This window comes from Spirosoma panaciterrae DSM 21099, assembly GCF_000374025.1.
Classification (GTDB): Bacteria; Bacteroidota; Bacteroidia; order Cytophagales; family Spirosomataceae; genus Spirosoma; species Spirosoma panaciterrae.
Window position 1 is genome coordinate 70,664 of sequence record NZ_KB893192.1, and the last position, 20,731, is coordinate 91,394.

The 20,731-nt window shown below is 48.6% G+C and carries 14 protein-coding genes; 9 read left to right on the forward strand and 5 right to left on the reverse strand.

Annotation, left to right across the window (positions count from 1 at the left end):
- Window positions 1–51: 51 nt before the first annotated feature.
- Window positions 52–3,198 carry an efflux RND transporter permease subunit gene (locus B153_RS0119905; RefSeq protein ID WP_020598504.1) on the forward strand — a complete coding sequence of 1,049 codons (3,147 nt, stop codon included), beginning with the start codon at window positions 52–54 and terminating at the stop codon, window positions 3,196–3,198.
- Between the two features lie 224 nt (window positions 3,199–3,422).
- Window positions 3,423–4,109 (forward strand): carboxylesterase family protein, encoded by a 687-nt coding sequence (locus B153_RS0119910; protein ID WP_020598505.1) that lies wholly within the window; start codon window positions 3,423–3,425, stop codon window positions 4,107–4,109.
- A 3-nt stretch (window positions 4,110–4,112) separates the two neighbouring features.
- Here B153_RS0119910 and B153_RS0119915 read toward each other — a convergent pair whose 3' ends face one another.
- Window positions 4,113–5,336: a sialidase family protein gene (locus B153_RS0119915; protein ID WP_245564914.1), complete on the reverse strand. Its 1,224-nt coding sequence runs from the start codon at window positions 5,334–5,336 to the stop codon at window positions 4,113–4,115.
- Between the two features lie 187 nt (window positions 5,337–5,523).
- Here B153_RS0119915 and kynU point away from each other — a divergent pair, with 187 nt between their 5' ends.
- The gene (gene kynU, locus B153_RS0119920; protein WP_020598507.1) at window positions 5,524–6,813 is read left to right on the forward strand and encodes a kynureninase; all 1,290 of its coding nucleotides are present in this window, start codon (window positions 5,524–5,526) and stop codon (window positions 6,811–6,813) included.
- A gap of 37 nt (window positions 6,814–6,850) precedes the next feature.
- On the opposite strand, the gene queG is transcribed toward kynU, so the two are convergent.
- Window positions 6,851–7,786 carry a tRNA epoxyqueuosine(34) reductase QueG gene (gene queG, locus B153_RS0119925; protein WP_020598508.1) on the reverse strand — a complete coding sequence of 312 codons (936 nt, stop codon included), beginning with the start codon at window positions 7,784–7,786 and terminating at the stop codon, window positions 6,851–6,853.
- A 242-nt stretch (window positions 7,787–8,028) separates the two neighbouring features.
- Between queG and B153_RS0119935 the strand changes: the two genes are divergently transcribed.
- The 4 genes from B153_RS0119935 (at window position 8,029) to B153_RS0119950 (ending at window position 11,211) form a co-directional block, all read left to right on the forward strand.
- Window positions 8,029–8,622, forward strand: coding sequence for a nucleotide exchange factor GrpE (locus B153_RS0119935; protein WP_020598509.1), 594 nt, complete (start codon window positions 8,029–8,031; stop codon window positions 8,620–8,622).
- 84 nt (window positions 8,623–8,706) lie between these two features.
- The gene (gene dnaJ, locus B153_RS0119940; protein ID WP_026262295.1) at window positions 8,707–9,867 is read left to right on the forward strand and encodes a molecular chaperone DnaJ; all 1,161 of its coding nucleotides are present in this window, start codon (window positions 8,707–8,709) and stop codon (window positions 9,865–9,867) included.
- Between the two features lie 211 nt (window positions 9,868–10,078).
- Window positions 10,079–10,729 carry a hypothetical protein gene (locus B153_RS0119945; RefSeq protein WP_020598511.1) on the forward strand — a complete coding sequence of 217 codons (651 nt, stop codon included), beginning with the start codon at window positions 10,079–10,081 and terminating at the stop codon, window positions 10,727–10,729.
- A gap of 302 nt (window positions 10,730–11,031) precedes the next feature.
- Window positions 11,032–11,211 carry a hypothetical protein gene (locus B153_RS0119950; protein WP_020598512.1) on the forward strand — a complete coding sequence of 60 codons (180 nt, stop codon included), beginning with the start codon at window positions 11,032–11,034 and terminating at the stop codon, window positions 11,209–11,211.
- 150 nt (window positions 11,212–11,361) lie between these two features.
- Here the strand turns inward: B153_RS0119950 and B153_RS0119955 are convergent, their stop codons facing one another.
- Entirely contained in the window at window positions 11,362–13,545 is a 2,184-nt protein-coding gene (locus B153_RS0119955) for a xanthine dehydrogenase family protein molybdopterin-binding subunit (protein WP_020598513.1), read from the reverse strand.
- A complete protein-coding gene (locus tag B153_RS0119960) occupies window positions 13,529–14,005 on the reverse strand; it encodes a (2Fe-2S)-binding protein (RefSeq protein WP_020598514.1) in 477 nt (158 codons plus the stop codon). The genes B153_RS0119955 and B153_RS0119960 overlap by 17 nt, the downstream gene beginning before the upstream one ends.
- 526 nt (window positions 14,006–14,531) lie before the next feature.
- Between B153_RS0119960 and B153_RS0119965 the strand changes: the two genes are divergently transcribed.
- Both B153_RS0119965 and B153_RS0119970 read left to right on the forward strand, forming a co-directional pair.
- Window positions 14,532–16,130 (forward strand): Na+/H+ antiporter, encoded by a 1,599-nt coding sequence (locus B153_RS0119965; protein ID WP_026262296.1) that lies wholly within the window; start codon window positions 14,532–14,534, stop codon window positions 16,128–16,130.
- Window positions 16,131–16,150: 20 nt separating this feature from the next.
- Window positions 16,151–17,248 (forward strand): winged helix DNA-binding domain-containing protein, encoded by a 1,098-nt coding sequence (locus B153_RS0119970; RefSeq protein ID WP_020598516.1) that lies wholly within the window; start codon window positions 16,151–16,153, stop codon window positions 17,246–17,248.
- A 47-nt stretch (window positions 17,249–17,295) separates the two neighbouring features.
- Here B153_RS0119970 and B153_RS0119975 read toward each other — a convergent pair whose 3' ends face one another.
- Window positions 17,296–20,253 (reverse strand): glycosyltransferase family 117 protein, encoded by a 2,958-nt coding sequence (locus B153_RS0119975; protein ID WP_020598517.1) that lies wholly within the window; start codon window positions 20,251–20,253, stop codon window positions 17,296–17,298.
- Between the last annotated feature and the right edge of the window lie 478 nt (window positions 20,254–20,731).

Below are 20,731 nucleotides of genomic sequence, written 5' to 3' on the forward strand. Positions count from 1 at the left end.
GAAATACAAACTCGGAAAACACTCTTTCGCTCTTTCACTCTTTCGCTTTCCATGAACAAGTTCATTCGCAGTATCATCACGTTCGCACTTACCAATCGGTTTGCTATCTTTTTTGGGATTGCCCTGATTATCGTTGGTGGTGTCGTTTCGTTTCTGAACACTCCCGTCGAGACCTTTCCCGATGTGACCAATACCAATGTCATTGTGATTACCCAGTGGCCGGGTCGTTCGGCTGAGGAAGTAGAACGGTTTGTAACCCTGCCGCTTGAAACCGAACTCAACTCGGTTCCCCGTAAGAGTACCCTTCGGTCGGTATCCTTATTTGGGTTGTCGGTGGTGACGATGATTTTTGAAGACGGAGTCGACAATTTTACGGCCCAAACCAACGTAGCCAACCGAATTGCCGATGTGGATTTGCCCGATGGTGTTTCGGCTGAGATCGAGCCGCCCTATGGCCCAACAGGTGAAATTTATCGGTTTACGCTGGAGAGTAAAACCAAAGATGTTACAGAACTCAAAACCATACAGGATTGGGTTATCGAACGCCAGATCAAGAGCGTACCGGGCATTGCGGATGTGGTGAGTTTTGGCGGCAAGGTCAAAACGATCGAGGTGAGCCTGAACCCCACCCTGCTGGCCAATTACGGGTTTACTGCGCTCGATGTGGATGATGCCATCAAATCCAGTAATATCAATGTAGGTGGTGATGTCATTAAACAGGGAAACCAGTCGCTGGTGGTGCGGGGCATTGGGCTGCTTACCAGACCCGAAGATGTGGCCGGGATTATTATCGACAACGTAAACGGCGTACCGATCAAAGTTCGGGACGTGGCTACGGTGAAAGAAGGGTTTCAGCCCCGACTGGGTATTGTGGGCCGGGATAAACAGGACGATGTGGTCGAGTGTATCGTGGTAATGCGGAAAGGCGAAAACCCCAACGATGTGATTCCGGCTCTGAAGGCAAAAATTGATGAACTGAACACAAAAATTCTGCCGAAAGATGTCCGGATCAAGACCTTCTACGACCGCACGACCCTCAACAACTACACCCTGCATACGGTGGGTGAAAATGTGCTGACGGGGATCTTTCTGGTTACACTTATCCTGCTGATTTTCCTCGCCGACTGGCGTACCACCCTCACGGTTGCCATTGTCATCCCGCTAGCCCTGTTGTTTGCGTTTATCTGCCTCCGGGCTCGTGGCATGACCGCTAACCTACTCAGTATCGGCGCACTGGACTTTGGCATTATCATCGATGGGGCCGTGGTAATGGTGGAAGGGCTCTTTGTGATGCTGGCCCATAAGGCCGACAAAATGGGCATGATGAAGTTCAACAACCGGGCAAAACTGAGCTGGATTACCCAGAATGCAACGGAGTTGGGCAAATCCATCTTCACGTCCAAAATCATCATCATCACGGCCCTGCTTCCTATTTTTACCTTCCAGAAAGTAGAGGGCAAACTCTTTAGCCCCTTAGCCTGGACCATTGGGTTTGCCCTGACAGGATCGCTGATCGTTAGCCTTACCCTGATTCCACTGCTCTGTAGCCTGTTGCTGAACAAGAACGTTCGCGAACGGCACAATCCTGTCGTAACAGGTCTGGAGAAAGCGTATGTTCCGGCCCTGAACTGGGCCATCCAAAAACCGGCCGCAATTATTTCCATTGCGATTGGCGCACTCGCCTTCTCCCTGTATCTGTTCCTGTTTCATATCGGTTCTGAGTTTCTACCGCAGTTGAACGAAGGCTCTATTTATGTGCGGGCCAGCCTACCCTACTCAGTAGCCCTGGACGAGAGTTATGCGTATACCCGCAAGTTCCGGGCTATTTTTGAAGAGTTTCCAGAAGTGCGGGGTGTAATTTCACAAACGGGCCGCCCAAACGATGGTACCGACCCAACGGGCTTTTTCAACAACGAATTTTTCGTTGACCTCTATCCGAAAGAAGAATGGAAACGAGACATTACGAAAGACGAACTGGTTGCTCAGATGCAACAGAAACTGGCTCGCTTTCGGGGTATTTCGTTCAACTTCTCGCAGCCCATATCTGATAACGTAGAAGAAGCCGTATCGGGCGTGAAAGGGTCGATGGCAATCAAGATTATTGGGCAGGACCTGGATGTGCTTGACAAAGAAGCCACGAAAGTCTTCAACGTGATGAAGACCGTACGGGGTGTCAGCGATTTGGGCGTATTTCGGAATCTGGGCCAGCCCGAATTTCGGATCCAGCTCGATCCGCAGAAACTGGCCTTGTATAATGTACCTACCGACGTGGCCCAATCCGTTATCGAGACAGCGATTGGCGGCAAAACCGTGACCCAGTTCTACGAAGGTGAACGCCATTTCGACATTAAAGTGCGTTATGACGAGCGGTTCCGGTATTCGCCGGAGCTGATCGAGAATCTGCTGGTTCCTACACGTTCGGGCAGTAAGATTCCTCTCAAAGAACTAGCGTACATTGGCACCCGTTCAGGGCCTGCCTTTGTCTATCGAGAAAACAACGCCCGATTCATTGCCATTAAATTCTCGGTGCGGGATCGCGACCTGGGCAGTACCATTGCTGAAGCCCAGAAAAAAGTGGGCCAGCAGGTCAAACTCCCCGAAGGGTTTCAGATGCGCTGGGCCGGGGAATTTGAGAACCAGACACGGGCCGAGCGGCAGTTGGCCATAGTAGTCCCGATCAGTATCACCATCATTTTCCTGATCCTGTTATTCACCTTTGGCAGTGCGCTGGATGCAGCCCTGATTATTCTGAATGTACCCTTTGCCCTGATTGGCGGCATGCTCGCCCTTTGGCTAACGGGTATTAACTTCAGCATATCGGCCGGGGTCGGTTTCATCTGCCTGTTTGGCGTATCGGTGCAGGATGGGGTTATTCTGATTAACCGCTTTAAGGAAAATCTGCACAATAAACTGCCCATCAGTGAAGCCATTCGGGAAGGGGCTCTCACCCGGGTGCGCCCTGTAGTCATGACAGCCCTGATGGCTTCGCTGGGCTTGTTGCCAGCAGCCCTTTCGACGGGTATTGGTTCAGAAACCCAGAAACCACTGGCTACGGTCATGATTGGTGGGTTGATTACCTGTACAATCCTGTCATTGCTCATTCTGCCGGTCACCTATGAACTGATCCATAGCCGACGTGCCCGGAAAGAATTGGCGCGCCATGAAGCCAAAAAAGTGCAAATGCCTCATCACCCATAAGCAGCTCACACTAGCGACGATCGCAAGGATGTATCAAACCCGTCTGAACAGATGGATCGGATACGTCCTTGCAATCGTTGTTTGTTGGTGCTAAGGTGATACCTGGATACTCGCTTTATTACCTCATCAGTAAGCCGAATCTATCAAATTAAACGCAGGCGAGGCCAATCCAGATAGCTATGTAAAATAGAAATCTATCATCTTTGTGCCCTGATGATTGATCTATGAAATTGTTCCTGCCTATCCTATGGTATTGTCTTTGGGTGGCATGCTTTCAGGCCGAAAGTTTTGCACAAACGAAACCCAAAGAACACTACAAGTATCTGCTGTACGTACCGAAAACCTACGCCAGCGATAAGGCAACGTATCCGCTCGTAATTTATTTGCATGGTGGCTCACACCGTGGACAAGACCTGAATAAATTAAAAGGCTACGGCCTTCCGAACCTCGTCGACAAAGGGGAGAATTTTCCGTTCATCATTGCTTCGCCCCAATGCCCGGATGGCAAATACTGGTCGACCGACAACTGGTTTGAGCCGCTGTATGACGAACTAAAAGCGAAGTATCGCATCGACCCGAAACGAGTATATCTTACCGGCATCAGCATGGGCGGCTATGGCACCTGGCAAACGGCGGTCGCCTATCCCGACCGATTTGCCGCCATTGTTCCCTTATGCGGAGGCTGCGACGATTCAACCCAGATTTGCCGGATTAAGCACGTTCCTGTCTGGGCATTTCATGGTACGGCCGACGACATCATTCCCATCAGCGAAACCGAACGGCTGATCAAACGGCTGGAACGATGCTATGGAACCGTGCTGTTTACTCGCCTGGAGACCGAAGGACATGGTATTCAATACCTCTACGAAAACAAAGCCATTTATGACTGGCTGTTGAAACAGCATCAGTAGGCATCATTTCATTACCGTAAAATCCGCAATGCCTTCCAGGAGTGGTTTCCACTCGGCAGGAGTCCGATAGGTTCTGAAATTTTTGACCCGATGAAACGTCAGAAAGTTTGAATTATGCTGGTTATCGGCCCCGCCCATGCCATCCTCGAAGGCAGTCCGCGACGCAATGACCATATCCTTCCCATCAAACTGCCAGTCCAGATACTGAAACCCAGACTTCTCGATATCGGGATGGTACAAGAGGATACCGTGAATGGTCCAGGTTTCCAGATCGGGCGATGAAAGTAGTACCTGCGCATTACGAGCACGCTCCCGCTTATACGTTCGGTGGATGGGCAACACGTAGTTTGTACAGGTAAAATAGCGTTTCGTTTTGGGGTCGAACCGAATATTGAATTTCTTGCAAGCGCCGGGTAGTTTAATGAACTTTACCGTACTGGAATCGGCTGTTTGTCCGTCATCGCTTACCCGGTACATAGCGGCCTGATCATCTTCCAGATTATTGACACGAAGCAGATTCCAGATTTCGCCTTTGGGGTTCATCACGACATTGCCCTCTAACCAGGCGTTACCCGGCTTCCAGGCGGCTTTATTGTAAATTAATCGGGGCGTAAATGTCCAGCTTTTCGGATCGAGCAGGTCGGCTTCTACGGGAGCGGACGCTACAAAACTCTGGAAATTCCCCCAGCTCGTTACGGGTACGTTTCGCTCCATACCTTTCCAGACACGGCCCTTAAACACCTGAACCGGCACCGACGCGCAATGATACCCATCCTCTTCTCTCAAAATCCCTTCGTCGACCCGACTCCAGTTTCGCCCCCCGTCCATTGAGCGCCGGATCGACATTCGGCCGTATTCTCTTGTAGTGCCGAAAAGATACAATGCCCCTTTGTTGATAAACAGGCTTGCCCACCACAGGCTATCGAGTTCAGCGATTTTTTGCCAGCTTTTCCCTCGGTCTATCGATTCAAATACGTGGGTATGCTGAGGAGTGGGGCCTTTTCCAAAAATATCGTGCGAGGCAATGTAGTTTCCATTGGGGAGAATAACCAGGCTGGGCGAGCCAATAAAATTACGGGTCGATTTGGTCAGATGGTCGATTACCACTCCTGGCACCTCCAGAAAATTCTGTCCCCAGGCACTCATTACGACGCCTATACTGACCAGCCATACATAGCCCAGCTTTTGTAAATAGGGTAGTCGAAAACGAATTTGTTGCTCTTTCATAATAGCGAGAAGGGTATTTGGCAAATTCAAGCCAGGCAGACGTACGGCCCAACGCACCGAAAAGCCACGTTTTGGGCAGAAATACCCAAATACCCCATAGCCAGTCTCCAGCGTTGCGATCGGGTAATCACGAAAACAACACACCTGATTTAGGGATTAAGTAATTTCGCACAACATCGCCGAAACCATGAACTACGACCACTCGCTCGCTTTTGCCCAACACCTCGATCAGACCGATCCATTGCGTCACTTTCGGGAGCGTTTTTATATCCCCCAACAGAACGGAAATCCAGTAGCCTATCTGTGTGGCAACTCACTGGGATTACAGCCCAAAAGCGCAAGGGCTGCGCTCGAACAGGAGTTAAACACATGGCAAAATCTCGGTGTTGAAGGTTGGTTCGATAAACCAGAAAGTGGTGAACAGCCGTGGCTCGGCTACCATACGACCTGTAAGGAAGCCCTATCAGCCATCGTTGGTGCTGACCCGTCGGAGGTTTGCCCGATGAATGCCCTGACTGTCAACCTACATCTATTGCTGGCTTCGTTTTACCGGCCAGCCGGAAAGAAAATCAAAATTCTGACCATCAAAGGCGACTTCCCATCCGACCAGTATGCCCTCGAAACGCACATTAAACACCGGGGCTATTCGGTTGCCGATGTTTTAATTGAAATTGCGCCACATCCCGACGATAACCTCATCCACACGACCGATATTCAGAAAGCCATCATCGAACAGGCCGATTCGCTGGCTCTGATCTGGATGAGTGGCCTGAATTATTATACAGGCCAGGTATACAATATGGCCACCCTGGCCGAAACCGCCCAAACGCACTGTATACCCATTGGTTTCGATCTGGCCCATGCCATTGGCAACATCCCGCTCCGGCTGCACGACTGGGGGGTTGATTTTGCTACCTGGTGTTCTTACAAATACCTGAATGGAGGCCCCGGAGCGGTATCGGGTGTGTTTATCCATAAAAAACATCATGAGCAAAACTTACCCCGACTAGCTGGCTGGTGGGGTTATCGGGAAGATCGGCGCTTCGAAATGACACCCGGCTTTCTGCCGGCACCCGGTGCGGATGGCTGGCAGGTGAGCACGCCCAATATTCTGGCGCTTGCCTTACACCGAGCTGCCCTTTCGATCACAGCCGAAGCGGGTATGGTAGCTCTCCGCCAAAAAAGTGAACACCTGACGGGCTATCTCGAATACCTCTTGACCCGCTTCGACGGTATTCAGATTATTACCCCCGACGACCCAAATCAACGGGGTTGCCAGCTTTCTCTACTGGTTCGTAAACAGGGCAAAAAACTGTTTACCTACCTGACTGAGCAGGGCATTATTGGCGACTGGCGCGAGCCCGATTGCATCCGTCTGGCCCCTACCCCTCTGTACAACACCTTCGAAGATGTCTGGCGGGTTGGTTCAGTTATAGAACAATTCTATACTGACAAAATGGAACACGGATTGGTATGATTTACACGGCTCTTAATGAATCATACCAACCTGTGTTTTATTCCCCCTGATTAAAAGCAATGTTCCGTTTCAGCCCTTCTAACTTGGTACGCTTCACCGCCGAACGACGGAAGATTTCCCGGAACACCTCTTCCGTGATTTCTTCCCAATCGGATTTTGTAAAGGTGGCCAACTCAGGATGCAGATCGAAAGCAGGGGTTTGATGCGGGCGGGCAAATCGATTCCAGGGACATACATCCTGACAGATGTCGCAGCCGAAAATCCAGTTGTCAAACTTCCCCCGAACCTCTTCGGGTATAGCCTCTTTCAGTTCAATTGTAAAGTAAGAAATACACTTGCTGCCATCCACCACATACGGCCCTACAATAGCATCCGTTGGGCAGGCGTCGATGCAACGGGTACAGGTACCGCAATAATCCGTAATCGGACCATCGGGCTCCAGTTCCAGATCGAGAATCAGCTCTCCGATAAAAAAGAATGAGCCTATTTCCCGATTGATCAGATTGGTATGTTTACCGACCCAGCCTAAACCCGCTCGTTTAGCCCATGCCTTGTCCATGACCGGAGCCGAATCGACAAAAACGCGGCCATTTATTTCGCCAATTTCCTCATCAACAAAAGCCAGTAAGTCTTTCAGCTTGTCTTTTATAACGAAATGATAATCTGTGCCATACGCGTATTTCGACAGTTTGAAATCGTCGTTACCTTCGGGCAATCGCTGCTCAGGATAATAGTTAAGGAGCACCGTGATTACCGATTTAGCCCCATCGACCAGTAGCCGTGGATCGAGCCGTTTATCAAAATGATTGGCCATGTAATTCATCTGGCCATGCATCCCATTTTTAAGCCAGGTTTCCAGCCGTGGGGCTTCGTCTTCCAAAAAATCCGCTTTAGATACGCCACAGAAATCAAAGCCTAATTCAGCAGCTTTCGCTTTGATGCGTTGCGTATAGGTACGAGCGGGGAAATGCATTTGTCGTGTAAACTGGGTAATGAAGTCTTTAAACTAGGCTGTTGGGCTTTGACTTAAAAACGACAATGGATGCTTTTTAAATCCTGCGACGCTATCAAATTCCAGAAATCCCGGTCAAAAATCATGACAGTTCAGAAAATCCTGGTTAAGAAATTGTGTCAAGTTGGCAGAACGTACCGTTTTGGCCGAGCTTTTGCCCATCTTTGTGTATGAATTTCTGGAAGCGAAATAGAAGCTCATCAATGGAAAATAAAGACATTTTGGACGAACAAGCGTCTATGGATACCCCACAGCCTGACAACCTGACAAACCACGAAGACGAGGTAACGGTTACCGTTGGCGATACCGAAGAAACCACACAGACGGCTCCAGCCGAAGATTTTGTTGCCGAAACCAACCGGATTGGCAGCGAACTTGCCGAACTCAAAGATAAATACCTGCGTTTATACGCTGATTTCGAGAACTTCCGTCGTCGTACAGCTAAAGAAAAACTCGACCTGATCGGCAACGCCAATGAAGGTGTATTGCAAGCCTTGATTCCAGTTGTCGATGATTTTGAACGGGCTTTGCAATCGATCGATAAAACCGACGATGTTGCCGCTGTAAAAGAAGGCGTCTTGTTGATTTACAACAAGTTATTCAAGACCCTTGAAGGCAAAGGACTGAAACCCATGGTATCGAAAGGTGAGCCGTTCAACGCCGACCTGCATGAGTCCGTAACGCAGTTTCCGGCCCCAAGCGAAGACCTTAAGGGAAAAGTGATCGACGAAATCGAAAAAGGATATTATCTGAATGATAAAGTCATCCGGTTCGCAAAAGTTATAGTAGGCAGTTAATGGCGAAAGAGTGAAAGAGCGAAAGAGTGAATATTAATCCAGATGCCACTCTTTCGCTCTTTCACTCTTTCGCTCTTTGAAGATATGGCAACGAAGCGCGATTATTACGAAATTCTGGGCGTTGATAAGAACGTCTCATCGGAAGACCTCAAGAAGGCTTATCGGAAAATGGCTATCAAATACCACCCCGATAAAAACCCCGATGATCCCACCGCTGAAGAGAAATTTAAGGAAGCCGCTGAGGCTTATGACGTCCTGAACGACCCCCAGAAACGAGCCCGTTATGACCAGTTCGGCCATGCCGGTATGGGCGGTGCGGCTGGTGGCTATGGCGCTGGTGGCCCAACGATGGAAGATATTTTCAGCCAGTTTGGCGATGTATTCGGCGATGACTCTCCGTTTGGCAGCTTTTTCCGAGGAGCCAATGGTGGCGGGGGGCGTCAACGAGTTCGGCGTGGTTCGGACCTCCGCATCAAGCTGAAGCTGAACTTACAGGAGGTTGCCAATGGCGTTGAAAAGAAAATTAAAGTAAAACGCCATGTAACCTGTACGACCTGCGGAGGCAACGGCTCTAAAAACGGGACAGCCGTGCAGACCTGCTCGACCTGCCAGGGCACAGGCCAAACCCGCAAAGTGGTCAACACCATGCTTGGTCAGATGGTATCGACCAGCACCTGCCCAACCTGTAATGGCGAAGGTAAAATTGTCACCGACCGTTGTGACGCCTGTTTCGGCGAAGGACGCGTACTCCAGGAAGATGTTATCCCGATCAAAATTCCGGCAGGTGTTGCCGAAGGGATCCAGCTTTCGGTTGGCGGTAAAGGCAACGTCCCCCCCCGCGGTGGCGTAGCAGGCGACCTTCTGATCGTGATTGAAGAGGAAGAAGATGCCGACCTGAAGCGCGATGGTAATAACGTTGTGTTCGACCTGTACGTCAGCTTCATCGATGCCGCCATAGGGACCAGTGTAGAAGTCCCCACGATTGATGGTAAAGCACGTATTACCCTCGATCCCGGCACGCAAAGTGGCAAAATTCTTCGTCTGAAAGGAAAAGGCATTAAAGAACTGAATGGCTATGGCCGGGGTGATGAATTAGTTCATGTAAACGTCTGGACGCCCAAAACGCTTTCGTCTGAAGAACGGGCAATCCTGGAGAAGCTGCGCAATTCGCCCAATTTTCAGCCCAAGCCCAACAAAAATGAAAAAGGCTTTTTCGACAAGATGAAAGACTTTTTCCATGGCTGATCACTAACCCAGACCAGTTGGCAGACCCATACTAAATTAGCCCCTTCTGGGGCTTTTTTATTTTCTTTATTCGTTAGCCGTAGCCGCCCAAGTCCCAATACGTTTATCACAAATGAAAACATGTGCACTGGTATTTGATTTATAATCTACCTGGTTTATATTCAGGCACAAAACGTAGTTTTAGTGGTAATCCTAAACCGAATGCCTTATCATGAAAAAAGCTATACTCGTCTTTCTCGTTCAGTGGTTTGTCTTAACGGCTTCCGGCCAATATCTGCCGGTTAGACATTCGTTTCGTGTGGGTGTCGACATGATGACACTGGGTGGAATCGATGCGATCGGATTACACTATCAGGCCCGATATGCCCGACATCTGGCATCTGATCGAATGTTGCTTGCCCTCTCGGCTGGCTATTTCCAACGAAACAGCCGAGAATACATAGCCTCGGACCTATATGCCGATAGCGACCAAACCCAGCGGCTTACCACCGATTTTAGCATTTTATTCGATCTGTTACCATCCAGCCGATCCGCATTACGCGTTGGAGGTGGACTTTCTTACTGGTACCGTTCCGACAAGCTGATAACCGCTAGAAACTACAGTTGGGCCAGCGATCAGGGGCTTTATAATGTACAAACCAGTTGGCGTGACGAGCAGGAATGGAACTGGGGCTATCACTTAACCGTGGAATACGAGAAGCGGTTAACTCCTCAATTGGCGCTTAACGGTCGGCTTGGCTGGGCCAACTTCACGCGCGATCGGCTCTTACACAATGGGGGCGTCATTTCAGGTAACGCATCGCCTGTCTTTCAGAGCACCCAGGCTGGTTTAGGACTTAGCTACCTTTTCGGGTCTCATTAGGACGAGTTTATCGTTTCATCGATACTGAAGATAGCTGAACTGGGCTACTTTGGCAGTTGAGGCAGTACGGTTTCGTGTTAATGAAGCCATAAAATTTGTGGTATCAAACCATACCTACACCCCCTCCCAATAAAGCCAATGGCAGGTAACTCATCGACAATAACGTGTATAACTCCCCCCTTAAGACACCATTTAGTAAATTTACGATAAAACATATTAGAACTAGAGTGACATAGACAAAACAGAAAAGTCTAATTCAGTAACATTTACAATTGCGTGAATTCAGACTTATTCGTTCGTTTATGAAGTACCAAACTAAGCCCACTATACAGGAAGTAATTGATCAGGCGAAATACTACTTTGATCAGGGGATAAGCCAGTCTGAGGCAATCCGGCTCGCCATTGCTGCCAGCACCCCTGGCTACTACGCCAAACATACTCCGAAGCAGGTACTGGGCGGCTATGTGGCTCGCCCTAATTAATGAGTAGGATTTTCAACGTTCGCTCTCTAGCTGCTGTCCCTTGTTGACATATGGCAGGCAAGTAAACAGTTCAGGTCTTTCCCTATTTTTGAGATTAAACCTACACCCTGTAAATCAATCTCATAGCCCCTGCGGTATTGATCCCAATTATTACTCTGAATGTTGATAATAATTATCCAATGCCGCCTGTAAAGGAAGTGTCCGTAATCGGAATGATGTTAAATTGTACAGGGCATTGGCAATCGCTGGTGCAACGGATGATAATGGAGGCTCACCTACACCGGAGGGCATATCCGTACTCTCCTGAAGGATGGTCTCTATATGTGGCGTATCCTTAAGCATAGCTACCTGATAGTTATGGAAATTGGTCTGTTCAAACTGACTATTTTCGATAGTAGCTTCTTCGTAAAGAGAAGCACTGATAGCCATCATCGTAGCCCCTTCCATTTGTTGTCTGACGCCATTGGGATTTACAATCAGGCCAGCATCAATGGCTTGCGCTACTCGTAGGACTTTTATTCTTTTATCGACAATCTGCACCTCAACAATAGCCGCCGAAATGGTACCCCGGTCTTCACAGACAGCTATGCCTCGACCAATCGTATCTGCCTTCGGTGCCTTCCATCCCGCTTTTTCACCAAGTTTTAGCAGTAATTTTTTACGACGTTGTAGCAATTCTGTAGTCCCGCAATGATCGATTCTGAATTGTAAAGGATCCGCTTTAGCTTCAACGGCTAATTCGTCGATAAAACATTCAATAGCAAACGTATTGGCGAACATACCCACGCCCCGCCATAGTCCTGTTTGAAAAGGCAAATCGCTGTTCCATATCTTCGTTCTTTTGTTTGGAACGGAATAAGCAATCCGGGCTCCATGCCCGGCCACTAAAAAGTCAGCACCAATAATGGGTTTTGCCATCGGCAAGGCTAAAAAAGCCATAGAACCTGTAGCAAATTCGTGTTGAATAGCCAGGATTTTACCTTTGGTATCTACTTTTCCGCTTAGGATATGGTGCGTGTTTGGCCTAACGTACCCGTTTTGAAACTCTTGTTGTCGGGTATATAGTAGATGGACAGGCTTGCCTACGGACTCAGAAAGTTTGATAGCCTCAACGGCATTGTGCTTATATCCCCTTCTGCCAAAACCGCCCCCTAAAAAGGCAGGGATGATTTGGATATTTTCTTCCTTAAAATCGGTCTGGTCGGCAATAGACTGCCGCATAAAAGCCACATTCTGTGTAGAGGTGTATAGTTTCAGACTTGTACCTGAAACATCAGCTACGACAATACTTGGCTCCATAGAAGCATGAAAGCCTATCGGCGTCCGATACTCGCTGGTAAGTACATTCCTGCTTAATTCATCCGTTGCGTTGCCTTCGTCCTGCATCACTACAGCTACACCGTTGCCTACTGTAATGGCGTCGATGGCATCTTTTGTCGTGTAGCCCGGTTCAAAATTCCAGGAAACCTTGAGGCTGGTCATTGCTTTCTCTGCCGCAAACCTTGTTTTAGCTACGACACCAATCCAGTTTTTGTCCTGAATTATTTTTATAACATCGGTACTCTTTCCAGCAAGTGTTGTGTCCGCTGTTTTTAGCTCTCCACCAAAATATGGGCAATATAGTACGGCACCGTAAAGCATACCAGATATGTCCGTATCGATTCCATAAATAGGCTTACCTGAAATCTTTTCTTCCAAGTCAATTCGTTTATGCTCTTTACCGATCATTCTAAACGAATATGCTTGACGCAGGGCTGGTGTTTCTGCGATTTCCCAGATTTTAGTTTGCTTAGCAATTTCAGCATACCGCATACTGCGACTACCTGAAGTGGCAACGCCATCGCCTGTTTGAATAGACGTGACACGTATACCCCATGATTTTGACGCTGCCAGCTTCAAGGTTTCTCGTAACGTAGCCGCTACCTCTCTAATAGCGGTGTATAACGAGGACGTGCTGTTACTCATCCCGGTTCCTGCGGTACTTTGGGGCCCCATTGAGGTTGAGGCATGGACAACCTTGATTTTTGTAACGTCTACATCAAGTTCTTCAGCAGCCAAAATGGCAAACCCTGTAAAAACACCTTGACCCATTTCTATTTTGGGGGATCTCAGGGTAATCGTATTATCCTGATTAACCTCAAACCACACCGTAGGATCAAAATCGTCAATGCCAGCATCAAATTTTGCATCGGCGGCCAATTGGCTCAGACCAGTACGTATTTTGGATCGTCCAAAGTAGAGCAACGCAATGGAACCAGCGATTGTAGCTCCTGAACGGGCAAGGAATTTTCTTCTGGAAAATCCCTTTTGGGGCTTACTATTTACTTGTTCCATTGCTTTGAAGTTTGGCAGCTAAAAGAATCGCTTTCAGAATGCGGGGATGTGTACCACAACGGCAGATATTGGTTATACTATTTTTCAGGTCATCTTCGGTAGGGTTGCTGTTTTCTTCCAAAAGATGGGCGGCTGCCATCATAAATCCAGATTGACAATATCCGCATTGTGGCACCCCGACATCAAGCCATGCCTGTTGGATCGGGTGTAAGCGATTTGCCCCCCCAGATAATCCTTCAATAGTGGTTATCTTTTTCCCATGTGCCATTTGCGCCGAATACGAACAAGTACGGACCAATTCGCCATCTACATGGGCCGAACAGGCACCGCATAGTGCCATTCCGCATCCAAACTTTGTTCCTTTTAGTTTGGCCTCGTCTCTGATAAGCCATAATAAAGGCATATCTGGATCTGCCTCAAAGGTGCTGTCTACCCCATTAATCGTGAGATTTATTTTCATCGTTTATAATCCAATTAAATCCTATACCAACCGTGGGAAACATAATTTGCCACTCACACGTTGGTCAGCTATAAATCAACCAGACTTCAGTTATGAAGCTGATGGTACAAAAGTCCTATTGAGAGAATTGACGGGTTTAGTCTAAACGACTTTTATTGTAGTCAAAAGCGCAAAAGCTTAAAGAATAAATACATTATCGGGTAATAATTTCGTGTGCGCAACTCGCCTATCAAATACGAATCCCATATTCTGTTTTGACTGGTTTGTATCAAAGGCGCTTCGTAGGAGCCTTACACCTAACAGTGATGGATGTTCTCCTGCTCATGGTCTGAAGATTATTCTCCTGATTGACCTGCCGTCGGTATAAGGTACCTGTATAGATAACAGCTTGTTTCGTTATCGACCTTATTTTTAAGGGAACGATCAACTAATTGTAAAGCAGATTCGGATTTGCTTTCTTTACTGATCAAGTTGAACCGGCCTCATCGTCCGGTTTCAGAAAACTCCGTTATGTACATATTGGCTTATGCATCAGGCACTATTCCTTTGTATATCTCTACTTCTCGCGGTTTCATTGCTGGTTATGGTTGGCCAGCGACTACACATCCCCACCCCTATTTTTCTGGTCATTAGCGGACTGATCGTCAGCCTGATTCCTGGTATACCAAGAATTGAGATTGACCCGGAGCTTATTTTTATGATCTTCCTGCCCCCGCTGCTCTACGAAGCGGCCTGGTTCACATCGTGGAAGGAGTTCTGGCGCTGGCGACGGATTATTATTGTTCTGGCGTTTGGCCTGGTCATCGTTACTGCATTTGCGGTAGCGTATGTTTCCAGCGCCACAATGCCTGGCTTCACCCTGGCGATGGGCTTTCTGCTAGGCGGTATCATCTCTCCTCCCGATGCTGTGGCTGCTACTTCGGTTTTAAAGAATATTAAGGTATCGAAAGCCACGATCAGCATCCTGGAAGGCGAAAGTCTGGTCAATGATGCCGCCAGCCTGGTTGTATTCCGGTTTGCACTGGCTGCCGTTTTATCGGGTACATTCGTTTGGCAGAGTGCTTCTGTCGATTTTGTCCTGGTAACCCTACTGGGTATTGCGGTCGGGCTGGCGGTAGCCTGCGTCTTTTACGCCATACATCGTTGGTTACCGACAACTACCCGAATTAGTATTTTGCTGACCTTCATGGCGCCGTACATCATGTATATCGTTGCCGAAGAGTTTCATGTATCGGGGGTTATGGCGGTTGTGAGCGGGGGGCTTTTCCTATCCAATCAAAGCCATGTCATCCTGAATCATAGCTCACGCATTCAGGGTACAGGTATGTGGGCCACGGTCGTTTTTGCGCTGAACGGCATCGTTTTTATTCTCATAGGCCTTGAGTTGCCTGTCATTATCAACGGACTTGACGGGTATTCCAAAACCGAAGCCATTTTATACGCCCTGATGATTACCGGGGTCATCATTGTTACACGAATGGTATTCACGATTGCTTCCTCTTACTTCACCCAGTTTATTGGCAAATACATTACCGTAGCCCGACGGAATCCTGGCCTGCGTGGGCCAATCGTTCTGGGCTGGGCGGGTATGCGTGGGGTTGTGTCCTTAGCTTCTGCGCTATCCATACCGTTAACATTACCGGACAATACCCCTTTTCCGCACCGGAATCTGATCCTGTTCATTACGTTCGTCGTTATTCTGGTTACGCTCGTTTTTCAGGGCTTAACCTTACCATGGGTTATTCGGCTTGTGAAGCTTAGAGACACCGACGAGGGTTTGTCGGAAGACATGCAGGAGTCAAAAATTCGCCTGAAAGTCTTAAAGGTAGCCTTAATGCATCTGCGCGAAAATTACGCCGATCAGCTAACGACCAATGAGTTAGTCGAAAACCTTAAAAATAGTATTGAAAGTGAACTCCACCAGACCAAACGGCATTTGGAATCGGTAGAAAACGACGGTGAAGCCCTGACCGAGTATAATCAAATCATGACCGATATCATTAACGTAAAACGTGACGAACTCCATCGATTGCGTAGTATTCAGGAATTTGACGACGAGGTTATTCGTAAAGAAGAAGCCCGGATCGATCTGGACGAAGAAAAAATCAATCATCCCATTCATTAAGCCTTCCGCCCAAGCTCCGCATGTACCTATCCGACGTAGCACAGTACCGATTACATAATCAGCAAATTGCTCAATCGACCCATCAAACGATAAACGGACTGGTTAGCTGGGTGGGTGCCCTGCAGGCGCAGGATGCCTATATGATGAAATGGGCCATAGGCGTCCGGTTTCCCGGAATAACCGAACGGCAGGTTACTGCTGCACTGGACTCAGGTGAATTGATCCGAACGCATATCCTACGTCCTACCTGGCATATCGTGGCGGCCGAACATATTCACTGGTTGCTTGGCGTATCTGCTCCTCACGTTAAAACATCAATACGATCGAGGCTTAAGGAACTGGAAATCACAGCCGATGTTCTGACGAAGTGCTATACCATTCTCGAAAAAGCTTTGTCAGGTCATACCCATCTGACCCGGCCGGAACTCATGCTTGAACTCCAACAGGCAGGTATACCCACCGACAACAACCGATCGTCGCATCTGATGATCCACGCCGAACTCGATGGCATCGTTTGTAACGGAGCAGTCAAAGGCAACCAGCAAACCTATGCCCTACTTCAGGAACGTGTGCCCATCTCTCAACCTTTACAGCGAGAGGAAGCGTTGGCAAAATTGGCCCGCCTGTATTTCACCAGTCACGGGCCCGCCACCCTGTCGGATTTTGTCTGGTGGTCGGGGTTACCGATCACCGATGCCCGACGTGCGCTGATGTCGATTCAAGCCGACTTTGTATCGGAAACTATCGATTCACAAACCTACTGGTTCGATCCATCACGCCCTATTCCGCAAGCAGTCGATGAATCGTTGTATGTACTTCCCGCTTTCGATGAGTACACGGTCAGCTATAAAGACCGACGGGCTGTTCTTTCGGCCGATACACAGCAACGGGCCATTTCGGCCAATGGTATATTCAGCCCGATCATTGTGTATAACGGCTCGGTTATTGGCCTTTGGAAACGAACCTTAAAAAAGGACAGAGTGATTCTTGAACCCAGTTTTTTTGCCAGACCTACGCCATCGGTTGTCCACCTGTTCGAAAAAGCCTGTGTCGATTTTGGTCGGTTTCTGGAGCGAACTGCTGAAATAGCCTACGAACAAAACACCCCGAAAGGTTGAATCTTTCGGGGTGTTGCAATGAGTCAGACTAAACGACAGGGAACCGATCAACCGAAGGCGTTGATATGCTTCTGAAAGATTGCCTCGTATTTGTTAGCCGCAGCCGTTTGTTTGGCGTCTTTACAGGCTTCGACAATCGTTTGCAGAATATACAGGTCAGAGTCAGGGCTACCAAATCGATTCCCATTTCCACTCTTATCGTAGGTCAGATTCTGATCGGCACGAGCCGCCATTGTGTCTGCTATTTCAAGGGCTTTCTTGGTATCGCCCACCTCAAACAGGAATCGCACATAATTTGACGAAATCTGGTCGTACGGAATACTCTTATCAGGAATCACCCGCAACGAATAGTCGAGTACTTCACGAGCCTTATCTTTTTTGCCTTCCCGCATCAGTTGGTCAGCCAGCCGGAAGAACGCAATCCGGGCCGAGATCACTGGTGGCCCTTTATAGGTTTCGTCGTAATACGTATTCGGATTGTCGAAATCGCGCCAGAAGGTTTTCTTCAACATGTTGTTGTACATGATGTCGGAGTTCACATACCCATCGGTTGCCCCCGGAATAGCCACGGGCATCAGTCGATACGCATAGCCCTCCAACTGCATGTAATTTTTCAGGCTCAGATAATTATCGCTGGCCAGGGTGCTCGAGAAATAGATAGGCCGTTTCCAGTTGTTGGTCGCAATCATATCGAGCATGATCAGATCAGGCTTATAAAGATCCTTCTTGCCGATGGTCCACTGCAAGGTATCTTTCATCAACGGACGAAGGTTGGCCGGAACAAAATTAGCCTGATCAACAGCCGCTTTGTCGATGGGCAGGAACAACACAGACGATGGCAGAATGCTGGTCATGTCGCCACTGGTCAAAGGCACCTGAATGGCAGGATTGTTCGTTTTGATCAGGTTGATGTATTGCTTCAGATCAATACCATTCTTAACCCCAGCCATTTCATAAAAGGGTACGATGTCATTTTTACCCTTGTTGAAGTTGTCGAACTCCAGCGAGATCGGTAACGCATCCGACTCATAGGTTTTGCGTTTCATTTGCTGGATATACCATTCCGTTCCCAGCAAACTCAGGTTACACACCCGCACATCGCGCCGGAACCCTTCAACTTCCTGAACGTACCAGAGTGGGAACGTATCGTTATCTCCCCCCGTAAACAGAACGGCATTAGGGGCACAGGAATTCAGCAGATTTTTAGCGAAATCGACCGACTGATACCGATGATCGCGATTGTGGTTATCCCAGCTTTTGGCTCCCATCATAACCGGAACCAGCAGACACAGCCCCACAACCAGACCATTTCGGGCCATTTCGGACTTTAACGTATTGCGTATTCCTTCGGCAATTGCCATTACCCCCAGCCCCAGCCAGATCGCAAAGAAATAGAACGAGCCTACATAGATGTAATCACGTTCGCGCGGCTCCGTTGGAGGAGAGTTCAGGAAAACCTGTAGAGCGATCCCCGTAAACAGGAACAGCAGCCCGACAATCAAGAAATCGCGACGACGACGGAAATACTGAAACGCAATCCCAAACAATCCTAAAGCGAATGGTAGCATGTAGAAATTGTCGCGGGCTTTGTTGGTCTTCAATAGATCAGGCGCACCATTGTCCGACGACCAGGGGAGCAGATACCCAGCCCCTTCTTCGTCACTCTCCCTCCCTGCAAAATTCCACATCAAATAACGCCACCACATGTGGCCCAACTGATAGCTAAACAGAAATTTCAGGTTGTCGCCCATGGTAGGCTTCTGGCCTTCGGCTAGTCCCAGCATCTGGCGGTAGAGGGCCGGGTGATTTTGCTGGCTGCTATACACCCGTGGGAACAACATTTCGTCGCCGGGTGCATATACGTATTCGGGCTGGTAATCGAAAATAACGTACTTATTGGTCTCCTTTTTCCACATGGGTGCTCCGCGCTTCTGGTCGATTGGTCGCGACGTAAACACCGGACCATACAGCAACGACCGGCTCCCGTACTGCTCCCGCTTCAGATACGACAGAAAGTTGAGCGCATCGTCGGGGTTGTTCTCATTGATTGGCGGGTTAAAATCGGCCCGTACCAATACCTGCATATACGAGGCATACCCGATCAGCACGAAGGCCAGGGCCAACAAGGAAGTATTTAAAACAACCCGGCGCTGACGTGCCGACCAGATGATTCCGTACGTAATAGCCCCCAGGAACACTACCGTGAAGAAAATCACCCCTGAGTTGAATGGAAGGCCAAACGAATTGACAAACAGCCGCTCTACAGCAAACGCCATACTCGGCAGACCCGGAATAATACCCGCATTGATGATACCCAGCACGACCAAACCAATACCAGCCGCGATCACCCCCCCCCAAAAGGTTGGTTTTGGCTGCTTCTTGAAGTAATAAATTAGGGCCAGAGCAGGCAGCGTAACCAGGTTCAATAAGTGAACACCAATCGATAAGCCTGTTAGATAGGCAATGAGAATGAGCCAGCGGTTTGCGGCTGCTTCATCGTCAATACGCTCCCATTTGAACGCGGCCCATACAACAATAGCCGTGAAAAACGACGACATTCCGTATACTTCCGCTTCGACAGCCGAAAACCAGAACGTATCAGAGAAGGTATACGCCAGCGCCCCAACCGCGCCCGTACCCAGCACCAGGAGCGTATCGCCTGTGGTGTAGTCACGTTCAGCCTTTCCAAAGGCTTTCTGAGCCAGCATCGTAATGGTCCAGAACAGGAAAGCGATCGTAAAGGCACTAGCCAGCACCGACGCCATATTGACCCAGTAGGCTACGTTGGTCAGGTTGCCAAACGACAGCATAGAGAATAGCCGTCCTAACAACAGAAAAAACGGAGCACCGGGTGGGTGAGGAACCTGAAGCTTAAACGAACACGCAATGAATTCGCCACAGTCCCAGAAACTGGCCGTTCGCTCAACCGTCATTGCATAGGTAACCAGTGCAACAACAAATACGAACCAGCCTGTCAGGGTGTTCAGGCGTTTAAATGATTGCATACAAATGAAGATTAACGAATTACTTTTTGTGTAAGTAGGGTCATCCAGACCGGACCAAAATTACATAAAAAGCGGCCCAGCCGTGCCATGCGGAGCTGTTAAAGTTTGTTAATGACTTACTTGGCAAAGCCTATTCCATCAATCTCTCCCAACAAATTACCAATCTAACTGCTAAACTCACTACCTTTTTTTCGTATTTTAAAATCTATGCTTAGAGTATGTTGGGAAATCATCTTTGGCAATAAGTCTCGATTCGTTGTAACATGATCTGGCTATTGGCCAGATACAGCCAACTGACCGAAGAAGATGCTGTATGCTCATAGTCTTTGACGATTCTCCGAAAATAGTTCGTCCAGGCAATGTGATATGGTCCTAAAAATCCGGACACGAAACTTTTTAACTTCGTGTACCATGAACCAATCCCAACGCCCCAAACGAAAGTATACCGCCGAGTTTAAAGCCGATGTGCTGCGGCTAG

Coding starts and splice junctions, on each gene's coding strand:
- B153_RS0119935 (WP_020598509.1), top strand. CDS start 8,029: ATGGAAAATAAAGACATTTTGGACGAACAAGCGTCTATGGATACCCCA.
- B153_RS0119910 (WP_020598505.1), top strand. CDS start 3,423: ATGAAATTGTTCCTGCCTATCCTATGGTATTGTCTTTGGGTGGCATGC.
- B153_RS0119915 (WP_245564914.1), bottom strand. CDS start 5,336: ATGAAAGAGCAACAAATTCGTTTTCGACTACCCTATTTACAAAAGCTG.
- B153_RS0119970 (WP_020598516.1), top strand. CDS start 16,151: ATGTACCTATCCGACGTAGCACAGTACCGATTACATAATCAGCAAATT.
- B153_RS0119945 (WP_020598511.1), top strand. CDS start 10,079: ATGAAAAAAGCTATACTCGTCTTTCTCGTTCAGTGGTTTGTCTTAACG.
- B153_RS0119960 (WP_020598514.1), bottom strand. CDS start 14,005: ATGAAAATAAATCTCACGATTAATGGGGTAGACAGCACCTTTGAGGCA.
- B153_RS0119975 (WP_020598517.1), bottom strand. CDS start 20,253: ATGCAATCATTTAAACGCCTGAACACCCTGACAGGCTGGTTCGTATTT.
- kynU (WP_020598507.1), top strand. CDS start 5,524: ATGAACTACGACCACTCGCTCGCTTTTGCCCAACACCTCGATCAGACC.
- B153_RS0119955 (WP_020598513.1), bottom strand. CDS start 13,545: ATGGAACAAGTAAATAGTAAGCCCCAAAAGGGATTTTCCAGAAGAAAA.
- dnaJ (WP_026262295.1), top strand. CDS start 8,707: ATGGCAACGAAGCGCGATTATTACGAAATTCTGGGCGTTGATAAGAAC.
- queG (WP_020598508.1), bottom strand. CDS start 7,786: ATGCATTTCCCCGCTCGTACCTATACGCAACGCATCAAAGCGAAAGCT.
- B153_RS0119950 (WP_020598512.1), top strand. CDS start 11,032: ATGAAGTACCAAACTAAGCCCACTATACAGGAAGTAATTGATCAGGCG.
- B153_RS0119905 (WP_020598504.1), top strand. CDS start 52: ATGAACAAGTTCATTCGCAGTATCATCACGTTCGCACTTACCAATCGG.
- B153_RS0119965 (WP_026262296.1), top strand. CDS start 14,532: ATGCATCAGGCACTATTCCTTTGTATATCTCTACTTCTCGCGGTTTCA.